Below are 16709 nucleotides of genomic sequence, written 5' to 3'. Positions count from 1 at the left end.
ATCAATGGTGCCCCCCGGATCGGGATTGATCCAGCGCCCGAGCCATGGCGCGTAATAGCGCAAACCATACGCATACAGGCCGCTGGCATCGCGCTCCTTGCCCGAATACCGCACGAATTTATAGCTGACCTCGCTGTCGCTGCGTGCGGCCCAGGCGGCAGTGCCGCCATACGGGTAATACGCTTCCCAGCTGACAACCGCGGCGGCGTCGTCCAGCTCCAGCAGAGATGAACCGACCGGATCGGCCAGGCTGTAGCGCAGTCCGTCATTGGCGATATCGGCCGGTTGACCGAGCGTCCAGTGCAGCGCGCGAACCGACAGCCGGCCACTGCCGTCGAGTTGCAGCAGTTGCAGGGTTTCGACCGTACTGGCGCTGCCGCCATCCGGGGTCTGCGTGGTATCGCGCAGCTCCAGCCCGGGCAGGTAGCGCACGCGCTGACTGCGGGTGGTGCCGCTGGTGCGGGTCGTCAGGGTTTTTTGCGAGCGCTGGCCGTGGCCGTCGTAGCGGTAGTTTTCCTGATCGCTGCTGCCGTCGTCATGCCGGGCCAGGGTGACGGTCTGCAACTGGCCGCGTGTGTCCCAGCCCAGCGGCTGGCCGGCCGCCAGCGCCAGCAACTGGCCGGCGGCATCGAAGCCGGCGTCGACATCGGCCGGGGTCAGGCCGTCGCTTTGCTGCAGCGTGCGGTTGCTGGTGCTGGATACCACCATGGCCAGCGTATACGGCTGGCTGCCCTGATGATGGATGGCGCTCAGATTGCCGCCGCGGTCATAGTCGTAGGTCCGGGTATAGGCACTCAGGTCGGTGTCATCGATGGGGAGCGGCGCAGGCAGTGCCTCGGTCTGCTGCCCGGCCTGTTCCCGGCCGGTGGCCTGCACCAGCTGGTACAGCGCGTCATACTGGTAGCTCCGATTGCCATCGACGGCCTGATTGCGTCGGAAACGGCGGCTGACCGTGCCGTCGCTGCAGCCGAGCAGATTGCCGACCGGGTCGTACTGATAGCTGAGCGCCTGCAATGGCTTGCCGGGGCGGGTGGTGTTCAGGGTGCCCAGACGGCGGGTCTGCGGTTCGTAGTCGTAGTCGCTGACCACGCCGTTGCCGGCGACTTCGTGCCGCACCTGGCCGGCGGCGTCGTAGTCGATGCTCTGCAGCAAGGGCAGCCAGTCGTTGCTGCCCGCCCACTGCAGGTCGCGTGCCGCCAGCTGGCCGGCGACGTTCAGGGTCTGCCGGCGGCGGTTGCCGACGGCATCGGTCAACTGCCGCAGCGTACCGAGTGCGTCGTAATGGTAGCGGGAGGTGTAAACGGTAGTTTCCAGCGTCTTGCCATCGTCGCCGAGGAACTGGCGCTGTTCGGTCAGCAGCAGGCCGGTCAGCGCGTAGGCGGGCGTGGAGACGCGTCCGGCCGGGTCGTCATGCTGCAGCAACTGGCCGCGGCGATTGGCACCGGCGACGACGGCCGTTTCGCCGTAGACCAGCTGTTCGCTGCTGACGCCGTTGTCGCTGACGCTGCTGAGGCGGTGCAGCGGGTCGTGGGCAAAGCGTTGCGAATTGCCGAGGGCATCGCGGTTCCAGACCGAAGCGCCCTCGATATCGAACAGGACCTGGCTGGCGCCGGCATCCTGGCTGGCGGTGGCCAGCGCGCGGCCGGACAGCGAACACAGGTAACGGAAGTTGGCCGACTGGCCGCTGTCGGCCAGTCGGGCATCACTGCTGTCGAGCGGGAAGCCGGTGTGCGAGAAGGTGTGGCGCTCGATACGCTCGTCGGCGGCTTCGTCGTCAGTGCGGTGGTAGCGAATGACGCGAACGGCAAGGAGACGATTGTCGTGGACGGTGACGGTCGGGGTGCCGGCGCAGCGATGGGCCGTCGGCATGTCTGGGAGCGTTGGCATCGCATGCTCCAGTGGCAGGCGCATTGACAGCTCTCAGCATAGAAAGCCCGCCATCACGGCAAGTGACATGCCGACAAACGTGCCTGTCCGCGTCTCAGCGGCGGGCGCCCGCGCGCAGCCGGTCGAAGGCGCTGTCGCCACCCGCCAGCCAGCCGGGGGCAATCGCATTCAATGACGACGGTGCAAAGCCGAGCAGGCCGGACGGAAAACCCTGGCTGCCGACATTGTCGGTGGCCAGCGAACGCACATTGTCGCGCGACATCAGTGGCTGGCCCGGCAGGCACTCCATCAACCCGGCCTGCAGCAGTGCCAGTCCGGTCGGCAGGCCGATGACCGGCCGGGGATGACCGCTCCAGCGGCCGACTTTCTTCACCAGTTCGCGCAGGGTCAGGATATCGGGTCCGACCAGCTCCAGTGTCTTGCCGACCGCGGCATCGCAGGCCAGCGCGGCCACGATGGCCCGGGCGACATCATCGACCCAGACCGGCTGGAAACGGGTATCGGCACCGGCCAGCGGCAGCAGCGGCAGATAGCGCTGCAGGCTGGCGAACAGGTTCAGGAAGTGATCCTCGCGTCCGAACACCACCGACGGCCGGAACAGGGTCCAGTCCAGCCCGGAGTCGCGCACCAGGGCTTCTGCCTGCGCCTTGCTGCGCTGGTAGTCGCTGGCAGCGTCCGGGGCGGCACCGATGGCGCTGATATGGCCATAGCGGCGGACGCCAGCCAGCTGGCAGGCGCGCAGGATCGTGCCGGTCAGGCCGACATGGGCCCGCTCGAAATCCTGGCGACTGCCATGCAGGATGCCGACCAGATTGACCACGGCATCATGGCCGCGCAGCAGGGCAGCCAGCGCATCGGCGTCGCCGATATTGACTTCGGCCAGCTCAAGTTGCGGCAGCGACAGCACCCGCCGCTTCGCCCGTTCGAACTGCCGGGTCGGAATGGTGACCCGCTTGCCGGCGCGGATCAGCCGCTCAGCGAGATAGGTGCCGATAAAACCGCTACCGCCGATCAGGCAGAAGCGTTGCAGTGGGTACATGGTCGTTTCTCCGCAAGGGACAAATCAGTTGCCGTCCGGAGACGGGGACGGGTTGGCGACGGCTGCGCCACCACGCGGCGGAATGACGCCGAGGCGGTCCTTCAGTGCAATCCGGCTATGGCCGAATACCGACGCATAGTGGACGGCGTTGGCCATCACCTTCTGCACGTAATCGCGGGTTTCCGTGAACGGAATGGTTTCCGCATAGATCGCGCCTTCCAGCGGCCGCTCGGCCTGCCAGGCCCGCGCCCGGCCCGGGCCGGCGTTATAGGCGGCCGTGGCCCGCACGGCGTCGCCCAGCGAGGTATACACGTAGTTCAGATACCAGGTGCCGAGCTGGATATTGTGTTCGATATCGTTGACCGAGTAACTGCCCATGCCCGACTTGCTGGCCACCCATTTGGCGGTGGCCGGCATCAATTGCATCAGGCCGGAGGCACCGACGCCGGAGCGGGCCACGTTGACGAAGCGGCTTTCCTGGCGGATCAGGCCATAGATCCAGGCTTCATCCAGCCCCATCTGGCTGGCGTAGCGCCGCGTCACGTCGCGGAACGGCGACAGGTAGCGCAGGCTCCAGTCGTGCTGGCTGCGGGTGCGGTCGGCACTGTAGATGCTCATGTCGTAGAAATTCGCCTGGCGGGCGATTTCGGCAGCGGACAGCAGCCAGGCGTCGTTCTTGTCACGCATGGCCCAGCGCCATTCGCGCTTGGCATCTTCGCGGAATTCCGGACGGGCATAGCTGTTGGCGATATTCAGCAGCGCCAGCGAGCGCTGCACCGCCGGCTGGGCGCGCACCTTGTCGATTTCGCGCGCATCGGGCTTCCAGGCCGACTGCGCCGGCTGCGAACTGCTGCCGAGCTCCTCGCGCGACATCAGCGGGTAGAAACCGTTGCCGGTGTCACTGGCGCGCTGGTAATCGCGGTTCGCGCCCGGCTTGCCCTGGGCGGCCAGGGCGCGGCCGTGCCAGTACAGCCAGCTGGCGTTGTCGGCCAGCGTGGCGGGCATCGACTCGATCACGCTCTGTACCGTCGGCCAGCGGCCTTCGCGCAGCGCCGCACGTGCCCACCATTCCCACTGTTCATTGCTCAGCGACGCCTTGTCGGCGCGCGCGAAGTACGACAGGGCGCCAATGGTGTCCAGCTTGCGGGCCGACGCCAGTCCGATCTGCCCCCACAGCACGCCGACGTCCCGTGCCGGCAGCCGGTCCTGCAGCGAGGCCAGCTGTGCCGCGGCGCCGGTGATGTCCTTGCGCATCTGTTTCTGGATTGCATACAGCCGCAGCGTACGGCCGGCCGGGGTCGACATGTCGGCCAGTTCAGGCCGGGCGATGCCGGCGGCGGTCAGCGGCGTGGCGGTGCCGGCGGTCAGCTCGCGCGCAGCCGTGGTGCGATCGGCTGCCAGCAATGCCTGGGCCCGCAGCCACAGGTCGTCGTCGGTCACCATGCCGCTGCGGGCCACGGTGCGGATCAGGGTTTCGCAGCCGGCAGACTGGGCCCTGCCGATGCGCCAGCGCGTTTTCAGTGCGGTGGCGACGGCCGCCTTGTCGTTGTTGTCGAGAATGCGCTCGGCCAGGGCATAGCATTCGACTTCATCATCGCGTGCCGCTTCCGGCAGTGCCGCATACTCGGCGGCAAAATCCCGCCACAGGCCGGACTTCGCCAGCTGCTTGGCCCACAGCAGGCGCAGCTGTTCACCGAGCGGGCCGTCGCTGTTGCGGTCGATAAAACCATGCACTTCCGTGGGGGAGGCACGGTCCAGAGTGCGGGCCAGCCGCCAGAACTGAGGATAGCCGGCCAGCAGGTCGTTTTGCGCCGCGGCAGCGGCGGCATCCAGCGCCACGCTGTCATTGCGTCGTGCCGCGTCGCGTGCGGACACGATGTCGGCATCACCGGCACAGGCCGGCAGCGAGAAAACGGCGAGGCAGGCGAGGGTGGTCAGTGTCAGTCGGGGAAACGTCATCATGGCTCAACTTGATTCATAAACGGTTTGCAACAGGCGGTCATTTGCGCCAGAACGCCGGGGTAACGATGATCAGCAGGGTGAAAATTTCCAGCCGGCCGAGCAGCATCAGCAGCGAACCCATCCAGATCTGGAAATCGTTCAGCACGCTGAAATTTGACGACGGGCCGACGACGCCCAGCCCGACGCCGGTATTGTTGATGCAGGCAATGACGGCGGTGAAGGCCGACAGAAAATCCAGCCCGCTCATCATGAAGACAAAGGTCGACAGTACCATGCAGGCGATGTAGGCAAAGATGAAACTCAGTATGGACTGCACCACCTGCGGTGGCACCACGCGCTGATTGATCTTGACCGGCACGACGGCCGTCGGGTGCAGCAGACGGATGATGTCGCCCGAGGCCTGGCGGAACAGGATCAGCGCCCGGCCCATCTTGATGCCGCCGCCGGTGGAGCCGGTGCAGACGGCAAAGCAGGACAGCATCAGCATCCACAGCGGCACCGACAGCGGCCAGTTGCCGAAGTCGGCGCTGACGAAGCCGGAACCGGTTGCCACCGACACCAGGTTGAAGCTGACCAGGCGCATGGCGGTGAAATAGTCGTAATTGCTGTGCCAGGCCAGGTAGCCGGACAGGCCGATGATGCTGACGCCCATCACGCCGAGCACGCTGCGGGTTTCGGCATCGTGCAGGAAATGGCGGATCGAACGGTTGCGGAAGGCCAGGAAGTGGTTGGCGAAGTTCATGGCGCCGAGCAGCATGAACACGATCATCACCAGCTCGATCGCCAGCGAATCGAAGTAGGCAATGCTGTCGCTGCGCGACGAGAATCCGCCCAGCGACAGCGAAGTGAACGCATGGCACAGCGCATCGAACCAGCTCATGCCGGCCAGACGCAGGCACAGGAAGGCCGCCAGTGTCAGCGCCGCATAGGCCGTCCACAGGTTTTTCGCGGTCTGCATGATGCGCGGTGTCAGCTTGCTGTCCTTCATCGGCCCGGCCATCTCGGCCTTGTACAGCTGCATGCCGCCGACGCCGAGCAGCGGCAGCACCGCGACCGCCAGCACGATGATGCCCATGCCGCCGAGCCAGCTGAGGAAGTGACGCCAGAAATTGATCGACTGCGGCAGGCTGTCGAGATCGGACAGCACCGTGGCGCCGGTGGTGGTCAGTCCGCTCATCGCCTCGAAGAAGGCCTGGGCGACATTCATGTGCGGGTAGTACAGCAGGAACGGCGTGGTGGCCGTCGCGGCAAAGCCGATCCACAGCAGCGATACCAGCACGAAGCCGTCCCGCGGCCTCAGCTCGCGCTCGTAGCGGCGGGTCGCCGCCCACAGGAACAGACCGACGGACAGACCGACGAACATCGAGGCCAGAAAATCGTCGAGGGCGCCATCGTGGTAATAGATCGACACCAGCGACGGGAAGATGAACAGCCCGGAAAACAGCATGACCAGCTTGGACAGCACATGCAGGATGGGCATGAGCTTGTACATCAGAAGAACCCCAGCTTGACTTCGAACAGCTGTTCGACCTTGCGCACCTGGCGGCGACGGGCCACGAAGACGATCAGGTGATCGCCGGATTCGACCACCTGGTCATGGTGGGCCATCATCACCCGCTCATCGCGGACGATGGCACTGATATAGCAGCCCTGCGGCAGATCGACGTCCTGGATCATCCGGCCGACCAGGCGCGAGGTCTTGCGGTCGCCGTGGACGATGGCCTCCAGCGCTTCGACCTTGCCGCGCCGCAGCGGATGCACCGCCTCGATGTCGCCGCGGCGGATATAGGCCAGCAGCGAGCCGATGGTCGACAGGTGAGGGGACAGCACCACGTCAATGCGGTCGCCCTGCAGCAGGTCGGCGTACGACAGCCGGTTGACCAGCGCAATCACCCGCCGGGCCCCCATGCGCTTGGCCAGCAACGCGGACATGATATTGTCCTCGTCGTCGTTGGTCAGCGCGCAGAACATGTCCATCTCGTCGATGTATTCCTGCTCGAGCAACTCCTCGTCGGTGCCCTCGCCATGCAGCACCAGCGTGCTGCCCAGTCGTTCGGTCAGCCACTCACAGCGCTCGCGGCGCTTCTCGATCACCTTGACCTCGAAATCGGTTTCCAGCCGGCTGGCGAGCCGGAAGCCGATATTGCCGCCACCGGCGATCATGACCCGCTTGATCGGCGTTTCGCTGGCACGCAGCGCCCGCAGGATCGCCGGCACGTGCGGTGTCGCCGCGACGAAGAACACCTCGTCGCCGCTGTCCAGCACGGTCTTGCCATCGGGAATGATCAGCCGGTCGCCGCGATAGACCGCGCTGATCCGGCACTCGGCATCGGGAATGTCGTCGGCGATGGTGTCCAGCGTCTTGCCGACCAGCTCGCCGCCGGTATGGGCGCGAACCGCGACCAGCTGTGCGCGACCGTTGGCGAACTCGACCACCTGCAGGGCGCCGGGACAGGTAAACAGCCGGTACAGGTTGTCGGTCACGATCTGTTCCGGGCACAGTGTGGTGTCGACGCCGAACTGTTCCAGCGTATGACCGTCACCATGCTCGACATAGTCGGCGGAGCGGACCCGGGCGATCTTGGTCGGCACATTGAACAGGCTGGAGGCAATCTTGCAGGCGACCAGATTGGTCTCGTCATCGCGGGTCAGCGCCAGCAGCATGTCGCAGTCGGCAGCGCCTGCCGCCTGCAGCACCGACGGATGGGCGGCGTTGCCGACCAGGGTCTGAATGTCCAGCCGGTCCTGCAGCAGTTTCAGTGGCGCCGCGTCCAGATCGATCACGGTAATGTCATTGGCTTCGCTGGCGAGATTCTCGACCACGCTGGCGCCGACCTGCCCACCGCCCAGAACCAGTATTTTCACGTAAGCCCGCCATCCGTTTGCTGTTTGTCGATCAGGGTATTTTACGTGACGGACACGGCGAACCGAACCCCGCCACCACAGCATAGCCAATTACAATCGACACCTTGATGATAATAAATTAGACGCATACTGTGGCTGGCAGGATACTGCATCCCGTCGAAGCACCCCAGACAACGTCAACCCAAGGAGATGAACATGACCCAACTGACCCATCGTGAAGGCCAACGCGTACCGAACGTCACTTTCCGTGTTCGTGAAAACAACGAGTGGAAGGATGTCACCACCGATGATCTCTTCAAGGGCAAGACCGTCGTCCTGTTCTCGCTGCCCGGTGCGTTCACGCCGACCTGCTCGTCGACCCACCTGCCGCGCTACAACGAACTGGCCCCGGCCTTCGCCAAAAACGGCGTCGATGCCATCCTGTGTGTATCGGTCAACGACACCTTCGTCATGAATGAATGGGCGAAGGACCAGGAAGCCGGCAACATCGTCATGGTGCCGGACGGCAACGGCGAGTTCACCGACGGCATGGGCATGCTGGTCGACAAGACCGACCTCGGCTTTGGCAAGCGCAGCTGGCGCTATTCCATGCTGGTCAAGGACGGCGTGGTCGAGAAGATGTTCATCGAGCCGCAGGAACCGGGCGACCCGTTCAAGGTGTCCGACGCCGATACCATGCTGGACTACATCAACCCGAACGCCAAGAAGCCGGATCAGGTCGTGGTGTTCTCCAAGGTCGGTTGCTCGTTCTGCGCCAGAGCCAAGCGCCTGCTGGAAGAGAACGGCTATGTGTACGCCGACGTGCCGCTGGACAACAAGATCCGCGGCAAGGTGCTCGGCGCCGTGTCCGGCGAAATGACCGCGCCGCAGATCTTCATCAACGGCCGCCTGATCGGCAATGCCGAAGCGCTGGAAAAGTTCCTCGCTGCCTGATGCGTGATACCCCGCCTGCGCCGTCCGGCGCGGGCGGGACAGGATGCGGCGTCCTTGCCTGCGTTCGCGACATCCGGCGGCTTCCGCCGGCCGGATGTCTTTCCCGGTTTTCCCCTGATCCTGACCCGAGCCCGAACATGCCAGCGCAGTTCGCTGCCGCCGTGTTGCCATTTTCCGGTTCGCCCCCCTTTTCACGGAGAGCAAAATGCAAGAGATTCGTCCTGATGTCGCCATCATTGGTGCCGGCACTGCCGGCCTCGCTGCCTATCGCGCGGTCAAGGCTGCCGGCAAGACCGCTGTCCTGATCGAGGGCTATGCCCACGGCACTACCTGCGCCCGTGTCGGCTGCATGCCGTCCAAACTGCTGATCGCCGCCGCCGAAGCCGCCCATGAAGCCCGCCATGCCGCCCCGTTCGGCGTGCAGGTGGCCGGCGTGTCAGTGGACGGTCGCGCCGTCATGGAACGGGTACGGCGCGAACGCGACCGTTTTGTCGGCTTTGTTGTGCGCGGTGTCGACGACATTCCGGCCACGGACAAGCTGTCCGGCATTGCCCGCTTCATCGACAACACCACGCTGCAGGTCGGCGACGATATCCGGGTCCGCGCCGGGCGCATCGTGCTGGCCACCGGCTCGTCGCCGGTCGTGCCGCCGCCGTTCCGCGCTGCCGGCGATCGCCTGATCATCAATGACGATGTGTTCTCCTGGGACACGCTGCCGGGTCGGGTTGCCTTATTCGGCCCCGGCGTGATCGGGCTGGAACTCGGTCAGGCGCTGTCGCGGCTCGGGGTCGGGGTGCGCCTGTTCGGCATGAGCGGCAGTGTCGGTCCGCTGTCCGACCCGGCCATCCGCGACCATGTCACCGCGCTGTTCCAGCAGGAGTTCTATCTCGACCCGGCGGCCACGGTCGGCGAGATCCGCCGCGACGGCGACGAGATCGTGATTCCGTATGTGAATCTGGCCGGCGAACAGGTCGAAGAGCGCTTCGACTACCTGCTGGCGGCTACCGGACGGGCGCCGAATGTGCGCGGGCTGGGGCTGGAAAATACCGGCCTGGCGCTGGATGCGCGTGGCGTGCCGCTATTCGACCCGGTCACGCTGCAATGTGGTGACGCGCCGATTTTCATTGCCGGCGACGTCAACAATGTCCTGCCGCTGCTGCACGAAGCCGCCGACGAGGGTCGGCTGGCCGGCGAAAACGCGGCGGCATGGCCCTCGCTGTCGGCACTGCGCCGTCGCTCGACGATCGCCGTGGTGTTTTCCGATCCGCAACTCGCGATGGTCGGCCAGCGCCATGCCGAACTGGACCCGGAACGGATCGTGGTTGGTGAAGTCGATTTCGCCGATCAGGGCCGCAGCCGGGTCATGCTGAAAAATCGCGGGCTGATGCATGTCTACGCCGATCGTGACAGCGGTCGCTTCCTCGGCGCGGAATGGGCCGGGCCGCGTGCGGAAAACATTGCCCACCTGCTGGCCTGGAGCCATCAGCAGTCGCTGACCATCGAACAGATGCTGGCGATGCCGTTCTACCACCCGGTGGTGGAAGAAGGGCTGCGCACCGCACTGCGCGATGCTGCCGCCAAACTGGCCGCGATCCGCAACTGAGTCCCCCGGGCGGGCCAGGCAGACTCACGCCTGGCCCGCCCGGGCAGTGCATGGACGCCCTGTTCCGGATACGCTAAGGTGCCGGCGAAACTGTTTCCGCCGAGCACCAGAACCCCATGATTCATGAAGTAACGCGGCATGCGTAGGCCGCTGTCCTCGTACCATCCCGTGCTGTACTGGCTGCGCGTGCTGCAGAAAAGAACGTATCGTCGTCTCGGCTGGTGGCTGTCGTCCCGCCGCTATGCGCGTACCCGCACGCCGATGCAGCGACTCGCCTATCGCCATATCAAGCACACGTCAAAGCTGATACGCAAACTCGGTGACAGCGATATCCGCCTGCAGCATAACAAGGTGATCAATCTGCGGCTGGCCAGCGCCGCCATCCACGGCACGACCATCGGCCCGGGCGAGTATTTCTCGTTCTGCCGGCTGGTCGGAAAACCGACCCGAAAGCGGGGTTTTGTCGAGGGCATGGAATTGTCGATGGGCGAGGCGCGCAGCGGGGTCGGGGGCGGGATTTGCCAGCTGAGCAACCTGATCCACTGGATGATCATGCATTCGCCGCTGGTGGTGGTAGAACGCGCCAATCACAGTTTCGACCCGTTTCCCGACGAAGGGCGCATTCTGCCATTCGGTTCCGGCGCCGCCATTTTCTACAATTACGTGGACCTGGTCTTTCACAACCCGACGGCCAGCACGTTTCAACTGGTGTTCAACATGACCGGGGAACAGCTTGAGGGGGAGTTGCTGTGCAACCAGCCCCGCGACAGGAAATACCACGTCTATCAGAAAGCGCACCGCTTTGTTCGCCAGGGCGAAACCGTGTTCCGGCACAATGAAATCTGGCGCGATGTGTACAGCAAGGGTCACGACCCGGTGCTGCTGCATTCCGAACGGCTGTACCGCAATCACGTCGTGGTCAAATACCCTGTCGACTGAAGCCGTCAGCGGCCCTGCCACCAGGACGACAGTGCGGAGAAAAAGACAATGGCGGCCGGCGGCAGCACCAGAATGGACAGCGACACAAAGAGCCCGCCCAGGCGCCGGCCACGCCGCCGGGACTGGTACCCGCCCAGAATCAGGAAATAACAGAGGAAACACAGTGCCGTCGCTGACGGTGCATACAGGTAGGCAAGCAGGGCCGGCCGCGCCCACAGCGCCAGCACGGCGAAGCCGGCATGTCCGATCAGCACCGACAGGAACAGCGCATGCGGGCCATCCGGCCGGGCAGGGGACAGCAGCCAGTTCCATTTTTCCCGCGCCGTATCGCCCTGTGCCCGGCTGATCGACCAGAATACGCCGCTGATGCCGAGCAGCGCGTACGGGTACAGTCCGGGCAGCCAGACGGCGGCCAGTGGCATCGACGGACGCAGCGCCTTGAACAGCAGGGCCAGTACCAGCCAGGCGGCGAGGCTACAGGCAATGGCGATACCGTCGCGGCGCGAAACCATCAGCCATAGCGCATGCAGGTGGACCAGGATGAGCGGCAGCAGTGCCGCAGCCACCAGCAGGCTCATGCCCGGTCGAGTTCGCGCGTCAGGGCCGTGGCGATCAGTTCGGCAATATCGGCCAGCAGCAGGGTTTCCATGTCGGTGGCAAAGCGCTGCTCGTCCTCGCTGGCCAGCACCAGCGCGCCAAACGGTTCACCGTCGGCGGTTTTCAGTACGGCAAGGCCGAACGACTGCCAGACATGGTGGCCGGGCAGCCAGTCCATCGCCTGCTGGCTCAGGTAATGACCGACATAGGGCGCTGCCACGGTGCGCTCCGCCAGCGGCAAGGGCGCCGCGTGCAGGCCGAAAGCTTCTGCCTTCGGATGCCAGAGCCGGATCGCCCAGCCACGCAGCTGGAAATCGTCTTCCAGCGAGCGCCGCACGGCAGCCATGATGTCCTCGACCCGGCGCGCGGCCAGCAGGCCGACCGCCAGCCGGTGCGCCTGGGCGACGATATTGCCATTGCTCTCGCCGTAGGCCATCAGGCGGGCCATGGCCACATTCAGCTGCCGCGCCTGATCCTTCAGCGCCAGCACCTGTCGTTCGATCAGCGGAATGGTATCGCCGCGCGCCGGTGCCGGAATGCGCAATTCCAGCAGGGTTTCGGGGTGACGGTCGAAGAAATCAGGGTTGGCGATCAGCCATTCGGCTACGGCTTGCGGAGTCACAGAGCAATTTCCCCTTGATAGACAGTGACGGCGGGTCCGGTCATCAGCACCGGCGATTGGTCGCCTTGCCAGCGGATGGTCAGGTCCCCGCCCCTGGCATGCACCAGGACCGTGTCATCCAGCAGTCCGCGCCGGATACCGGCCACCACGGCGGCACAGGCGCCGGTACCGCAGGCCAGCGTCTCGCCGGCGCCGCGTTCGAATACCCGCAGGCGGATCTCGCTGCGGGACACAATCTGCATGAAGCCGGCGTTGACCCGGGCGGGGAAACGCGGATGGGCCTCGATCAGCGCGCCGATGGCCGTGACCGGCGCGGTATCGACATCATCGACCACCTGTACCGCATGAGGGTTGCCCATCGACACGACCGTCAGGTCGATGGTGCGCCCGGCCACCTCCAAAGGGTGGATAATGGCGTCTGCCTCGGCCAGAAACGGGATCTGCTCCGGTATGAAACGCGGACTGCCCATGTCGACGCTGACCAGCCCGTCGGCTTCCAGCTTCGGCACGATCACGCCACGCGCCGTCTCGACCCTGATCTCGGCCTTGTCGGTCAGATGCTGGTCGTGAACGAAGCGGGCGAAACAGCGCGCGCCATTGCCGCATTGCTCGACCTCGCTGCCGTCATTATTGAAAATCCGGTAACGGAAATCATGGCCGGCTTCCCGGGCTGGTTCGACCAGCAGCAACTGGTCGAATCCGATGCCGAAGCGACGGTCACCCAGTCGACGGATCTGTTCAGCGGACAGCGAAATGGACTGGCGTACCCCGTCCAGCACGACAAAATCGTTGCCGAGGCCCTGCATCTTGGTAAACGGAATCTTCAATTTGAGCCAACTTTTATTGTAGAATCAACGCATTGAACGCAAGACGGCTTGCGCTTCGCCGCCTCAATATAACAAGAAAGCCATCGCCACAGGCCGGAGGCGGGATGTCATGTCGCGTCACGGTCCTGCAGGAAGTTGCAAGAATAGCAAAGGATGGCAGGGGCTGGCGTTGAATCGCAGCAATATTGCCGGTGAGGATGGTGCCGGTTTCGCATTACCGGATTTCCGTCCGGCGGAAACGCTGAAAATTTTTTTACAAAAGATTGATCACCATTGAAAAATGGCTAATCATGCAAGGGTGTCCACCATTCGGACGAGGGGCACACAACAGCTGTTAACGGCATGCGCTTGAAGACCGCTGTTCAGGCCCCCATCCTTGCGGGGGCGAGACGCCGGATCCGCCTCCCTTCCTCCGGGCCCACCTGCGGTCCGGAATATACTGTCATGCAACGGCTTGCGTAATGAACAGCCCCCGGCAAACACAGCGGGCGCGGTACCCGTTACCGGGATCCGGACGCCATTGAATTGGTGAGAAAGAGAATACACAAATGACAACACACAATGCAAAAGGCAGTGGCATGTCGACCAAGGACATGAAACAGCTTGTGAAAAACATGAATCTGTTTGAATTGTCCAGCCTGGCCGATGTCGTTCAGGAACAGATAGCCTCCCTCAGAAAGCACGAACGGCTTGAAGCCATCAATGCAGTCAAGCAGCTGGCCGCCAAGTTCGACATCGAACTTGAGGCCACATTGAGCAACAAGTCGCACGTTCCGGCCGAACCTGCGCCGTCTTCTTCCGCCCAGGAATCGCCTGCTCCGGCAAACCGTCAGAACAGGACGGGAAAACCGTCCAGAACGGCAGCAAAATCCATTCCCAAGGAATTGCTCGATTTATTCAACAATGAGGAGTGAATCGTACTGCTGTTTCAATTCAGTTTCACTTTTGCGGCGCTGCTTCCGATAATGAACCTGGCGATGCAATTCGTCGCAAGTTCGCTGCAGCACGGTATGATGGCCGCTGTCCAGCACTTGCCTATCGGGGAATCATGTTGAAACTTGAATCGATTGCCATTTCCGTTGAAAACCAGGTTGCCCACCTGAAACTGAACCGCCCTGATCGCGCCAATGCGATGGATGACACGCTGTGGCGTGAGCTTCACCAGGCATTCGACTGGGCAAGTGACGCGCCGGAAGTCCGCGCCGTTGTCCTGTCCGGCAATGGCAAGCATTTCTGCGCCGGCATTGACCTGCAGATGCTGATCGGCCTGCAGCAGCAGATTCAGGATCACTGTGAAGCCCGCAAGCGGGAAAAACTGCTGCTGACCATCGAGCGTCTGCAGCGCGCCGTCAGCAGCATCGAGCATTGTCGCAAGCCGGTCATCGCCGCCATTCATGGCGCCTGCGTCGGCGGCGGGCTGGATATTGCGCTGGCGGCCGACATGCGCCTGGCCGCCGGAGATGCGTTTTTCTCGGTCAAGGAAGTGGATGTCGGCATGGTCGCCGACCTGGGTACACTGCAGCGTCTGGCCGGCAATGTCGGTGAGGGCAGGGCACGGGAACTGGCCATGACCGGCCGCAGGATCGATGCCGCGGAGGCCGGGCGCATCGGCCTGGTCAACAGCTGCCATCCGGACGCCGAAGCCGTGCTGGCCGCCGCCGATGCCCTGGCCTGCGAAATCGCCACCAAGTCGCCGCTGGCCGTGCGTGGCACCAAGCAGGTAATGAACTACAGCCGGGATCACAGCATTGCCGAAGGACTGGCCTTTGTTGCCCACTGGAACGCCGCCATGCTGGTTTCCGACGATATCCAGGTCGCCATCCTGGCGCAGATGAGTAAATCGACACCGAAATTCGCCGACTGAAGCGGCTTATGACCCGGCCGGCCCGTCATCGGGCCGGGAGACCGCCGCGATCGCCCGCCGGATCAGACCCAGCCGCTTGTATTCAATAGAGGGGCGGCTGCCGGAAGAGGCCCCCGCCTGCTCCGGCCGACGGCCTGCTTCGATCGATGCCATCTTGAGGCGAAGCAGGGCGCGCGCGTCCTGGTCGTCATTTCCCGCAAGCAAGCGCTCACGTATCAGTTGTGCTGAATGTGTGTGCTTGATGAAGTCCGCAGGCAGCAAGGCGCTGGGCAGCAGCAGAATGTCCATGCCGCTGAAAATGTCGTCCTTCACCCTGGCACAAGCCAGCTGACCGCTGCGGTGGTCGTGATGAAGCCGGGTGAAACTGGACGCATGCCTGTGCGATTTCAGCGCAAAGGACATGCAGAAAATCAGGCAGTCTCCCCGGCTGCGCTGCACATGGCTGTCGATGACAGCCAGCAGCATGCCGTCATGCCGGTCCGCAAACTGTCCCAGCGCCTGCGAAAAGCGCTGATAAAGCGGATGGGCGCTCGCTGCAGCTGCCGTTTCTATCAGGATGGCGGAGAGGGGCTGACCGGGCTGCGCGTCGATATCGGCAAAGACGTGATGGTAGCCATGGCGCGGCTCCCTGAAAACAAGCCGGAGATGAAAGGGCGGCGCCTTGCCGGCCAGCAGGGCAACCACCTCGTCCATCGAGCCGGCCAGCGACAGGTTCAGGCCGGTTTTCCTGTCGTTCTCGCATCTGGCCACCTCCCGCATGCTTGCCATGTCGCTCAGGGTCACCGCCGTGTCGGGCTGACGCCCGCACTGCACATAACGCTGTGCCAGCCGGAGCGCGCTCGTCAGCCTGTCGGCGGGCAAGGATGATGGCATATCGATATCCGCGGACGACTGGCGGGCAGGGCTGCTGCAGCCGAGTTCCTTGAGCACGATATTGGTGTATTCCACCGCCGCGCCACGCGGATGGCGGGCATCGATGGCATCCGGCACACCAAGCAGACCGCTGATGATTTCCTGCAGGCAACCGCGTGCCCAGCCCAGCGGCTGTTCACCGGAGACTGAGGGATAACTTGCCGCTTCCAGCCGGGCCCTGTCGAGCACGATGACCTGGCGGTGTCCGGCCACGCCGGGATCCTTGCCAGGCGACCCGAGCGCCCAGCGTCGCGCCGGGCAACGCAGATCGCTGTCCCAGGCGTGGTTGAACAGCCGCCGGAATGTCTCGCTGCTGCGGTAGGCCGTCGCCAGCGTCGAGGCGACGTGATGATGGTCCTCTGCCATGTCAGGGGGCGGCAGCGTGGCCTCGGCAAAAAGCTGTCCGGCAATCTCCCCGGGCGGGAAGCGGCAACGCGTGTCTGCCGCCTGCCGGTCATGAATGATCCTGCCTGGCGACGGGTCGCGCAGCTGCATGAGAAGGTCCGGAAATTTCCGCACCAGTTCGCGGTCCCGCACCATGGTGGACGTTGCCCCCGGTCCGGGCAGACCCGGCTGTTGCACGGCTGGCATGGGAGGAAGGACAGGTCTCATGCAGATTCCATTCCAGGTGTGGGCGTGCAATCGGGACAGGGTGAAGT

At 64.2% G+C, this 16709-nt stretch carries 15 protein-coding genes; 6 read left to right on the top strand and 9 right to left on the bottom strand.

Annotation, left to right across the window (positions count from 1 at the left end; translation table 11 throughout):
- The 5 genes from Q352_RS0113135 to trkA all read right to left on the bottom strand — a co-directional run.
- A partial coding sequence (locus tag Q352_RS0113135) for an RHS repeat-associated core domain-containing protein (RefSeq protein WP_169735655.1) occupies positions 1 to 1887 on the bottom strand: 1887 nt, incomplete at its 3' end.
- Between the two features lie 94 nt (positions 1888 to 1981).
- Positions 1982 to 2926, bottom strand: coding sequence for a complex I NDUFA9 subunit family protein (locus Q352_RS21075; RefSeq protein ID WP_036386291.1), 945 nt, complete (start codon positions 2924 to 2926; stop codon positions 1982 to 1984).
- 24 nt (positions 2927 to 2950) lie between these two features.
- Positions 2951 to 4888, bottom strand: a complete 1938-nt coding sequence (locus Q352_RS21070; RefSeq protein WP_051528940.1) for a lytic transglycosylase domain-containing protein — start codon at positions 4886 to 4888, stop codon at positions 2951 to 2953.
- 37 nt (positions 4889 to 4925) lie between these two features.
- Positions 4926 to 6380 carry a TrkH family potassium uptake protein gene (locus Q352_RS0113120; RefSeq protein ID WP_028499741.1) on the bottom strand — a complete coding sequence of 485 codons (1455 nt, stop codon included), beginning with the start codon at positions 6378 to 6380 and terminating at the stop codon, positions 4926 to 4928.
- The gene (gene trkA, locus Q352_RS0113115; RefSeq protein WP_028499740.1) at positions 6380 to 7753 is read right to left on the bottom strand and encodes a Trk system potassium transporter TrkA; all 1374 of its coding nucleotides are present in this window, start codon (positions 7751 to 7753) and stop codon (positions 6380 to 6382) included. The genes Q352_RS0113120 and trkA overlap by 1 nt, the downstream gene beginning before the upstream one ends.
- Positions 7754 to 7948: 195 nt before the next feature.
- Here trkA and Q352_RS0113110 point away from each other — a divergent pair, with 195 nt between their 5' ends.
- From Q352_RS0113110 to Q352_RS0113100, 3 genes are all read left to right on the top strand, one after another.
- The gene (locus Q352_RS0113110; RefSeq protein WP_028499739.1) at positions 7949 to 8686 is read left to right on the top strand and encodes a glutathione peroxidase; all 738 of its coding nucleotides are present in this window, start codon (positions 7949 to 7951) and stop codon (positions 8684 to 8686) included.
- A gap of 205 nt (positions 8687 to 8891) precedes the next feature.
- The gene (locus Q352_RS0113105; RefSeq protein WP_028499738.1) at positions 8892 to 10289 is read left to right on the top strand and encodes a dihydrolipoyl dehydrogenase; all 1398 of its coding nucleotides are present in this window, start codon (positions 8892 to 8894) and stop codon (positions 10287 to 10289) included.
- 138 nt (positions 10290 to 10427) lie between these two features.
- Positions 10428 to 11228, top strand: coding sequence for a VanW family protein (locus Q352_RS0113100; RefSeq protein ID WP_028499737.1), 801 nt, complete (start codon positions 10428 to 10430; stop codon positions 11226 to 11228).
- Positions 11229 to 11233: 5 nt separating this feature from the next.
- Here Q352_RS0113100 and Q352_RS22355 read toward each other — a convergent pair whose 3' ends face one another.
- The 3 genes from Q352_RS22355 to dapF are packed head-to-tail and all read right to left on the bottom strand — an operon-like array spanning position 11234 to position 13253.
- Positions 11234 to 11806, bottom strand: a complete 573-nt coding sequence (locus Q352_RS22355; protein WP_051528939.1) for a hypothetical protein — start codon at positions 11804 to 11806, stop codon at positions 11234 to 11236.
- Positions 11803 to 12447, bottom strand: coding sequence for a DUF484 family protein (locus Q352_RS0113090; RefSeq protein WP_028499736.1), 645 nt, complete (start codon positions 12445 to 12447; stop codon positions 11803 to 11805). Before Q352_RS0113090 ends, Q352_RS22355 begins: the two co-directional genes overlap by 4 nt.
- Positions 12444 to 13253 carry a diaminopimelate epimerase gene (dapF, locus tag Q352_RS0113085; protein ID WP_233495254.1) on the bottom strand — a complete coding sequence of 270 codons (810 nt, stop codon included), beginning with the start codon at positions 13251 to 13253 and terminating at the stop codon, positions 12444 to 12446. Before dapF ends, Q352_RS0113090 begins: the two co-directional genes overlap by 4 nt.
- A gap of 130 nt (positions 13254 to 13383) precedes the next feature.
- Between dapF and Q352_RS23440 the strand changes: the two genes are divergently transcribed.
- The 3 genes from Q352_RS23440 (at position 13384) to Q352_RS0113075 (ending at position 15138) form a co-directional block, all read left to right on the top strand.
- Positions 13384 to 13551, top strand: a complete 168-nt coding sequence (locus Q352_RS23440; RefSeq protein ID WP_156952550.1) for a hypothetical protein — start codon at positions 13384 to 13386, stop codon at positions 13549 to 13551.
- A gap of 271 nt (positions 13552 to 13822) precedes the next feature.
- Positions 13823 to 14188 (top strand): H-NS histone family protein, encoded by a 366-nt coding sequence (locus tag Q352_RS0113080; RefSeq protein WP_107889896.1) that lies wholly within the window; start codon positions 13823 to 13825, stop codon positions 14186 to 14188.
- Positions 14189 to 14322: 134 nt separating this feature from the next.
- The gene (locus Q352_RS0113075) at positions 14323 to 15138 is read left to right on the top strand and encodes a crotonase/enoyl-CoA hydratase family protein (protein WP_028499733.1); all 816 of its coding nucleotides are present in this window, start codon (positions 14323 to 14325) and stop codon (positions 15136 to 15138) included.
- Between the two features lie 6 nt (positions 15139 to 15144).
- Here Q352_RS0113075 and Q352_RS0113070 read toward each other — a convergent pair whose 3' ends face one another.
- On the bottom strand, positions 15145 to 16590 hold the full coding sequence (locus Q352_RS0113070; RefSeq protein WP_028499732.1) for a PipA/GogA/GtgA family type III secretion system effector: 1446 nt from the start codon (positions 16588 to 16590) through the stop codon (positions 15145 to 15147).
- Positions 16591 to 16709 lie beyond the last annotated feature (119 nt).

The sequence above is a fragment of the Microvirgula aerodenitrificans DSM 15089 genome (genome assembly GCF_000620105.1).
Taxonomy (GTDB): domain Bacteria; phylum Pseudomonadota; class Gammaproteobacteria; order Burkholderiales; family Aquaspirillaceae; genus Microvirgula; species Microvirgula aerodenitrificans.
This window is presented reverse-complemented; position numbering and strand designations above follow the sequence as displayed.

Coding starts and splice junctions, on each gene's coding strand:
- Q352_RS23440 (WP_156952550.1), top strand. CDS start 13,384: ATGTCGCGTCACGGTCCTGCAGGAAGTTGCAAGAATAGCAAAGGATGG.
- Q352_RS21070 (WP_051528940.1), bottom strand. CDS start 4,888: ATGATGACGTTTCCCCGACTGACACTGACCACCCTCGCCTGCCTCGCC.
- Q352_RS0113070 (WP_028499732.1), bottom strand. CDS start 16,590: ATGGTGCGGGACCGCGAACTGGTGCGGAAATTTCCGGACCTTCTCATG.
- Q352_RS22355 (WP_051528939.1), bottom strand. CDS start 11,806: ATGAGCCTGCTGGTGGCTGCGGCACTGCTGCCGCTCATCCTGGTCCAC.
- Q352_RS0113075 (WP_028499733.1), top strand. CDS start 14,323: ATGTTGAAACTTGAATCGATTGCCATTTCCGTTGAAAACCAGGTTGCC.
- Q352_RS21075 (WP_036386291.1), bottom strand. CDS start 2,926: ATGTACCCACTGCAACGCTTCTGCCTGATCGGCGGTAGCGGTTTTATC.
- dapF (WP_233495254.1), bottom strand. CDS start 13,253: ATGCAGGGCCTCGGCAACGATTTTGTCGTGCTGGACGGGGTACGCCAG.
- Q352_RS0113105 (WP_028499738.1), top strand. CDS start 8,892: ATGCAAGAGATTCGTCCTGATGTCGCCATCATTGGTGCCGGCACTGCC.
- Q352_RS0113110 (WP_028499739.1), top strand. CDS start 7,949: ATGACCCAACTGACCCATCGTGAAGGCCAACGCGTACCGAACGTCACT.
- Q352_RS0113080 (WP_107889896.1), top strand. CDS start 13,823: ATGACAACACACAATGCAAAAGGCAGTGGCATGTCGACCAAGGACATG.
- Q352_RS0113120 (WP_028499741.1), bottom strand. CDS start 6,380: ATGTACAAGCTCATGCCCATCCTGCATGTGCTGTCCAAGCTGGTCATG.
- Q352_RS0113100 (WP_028499737.1), top strand. CDS start 10,428: ATGCGTAGGCCGCTGTCCTCGTACCATCCCGTGCTGTACTGGCTGCGC.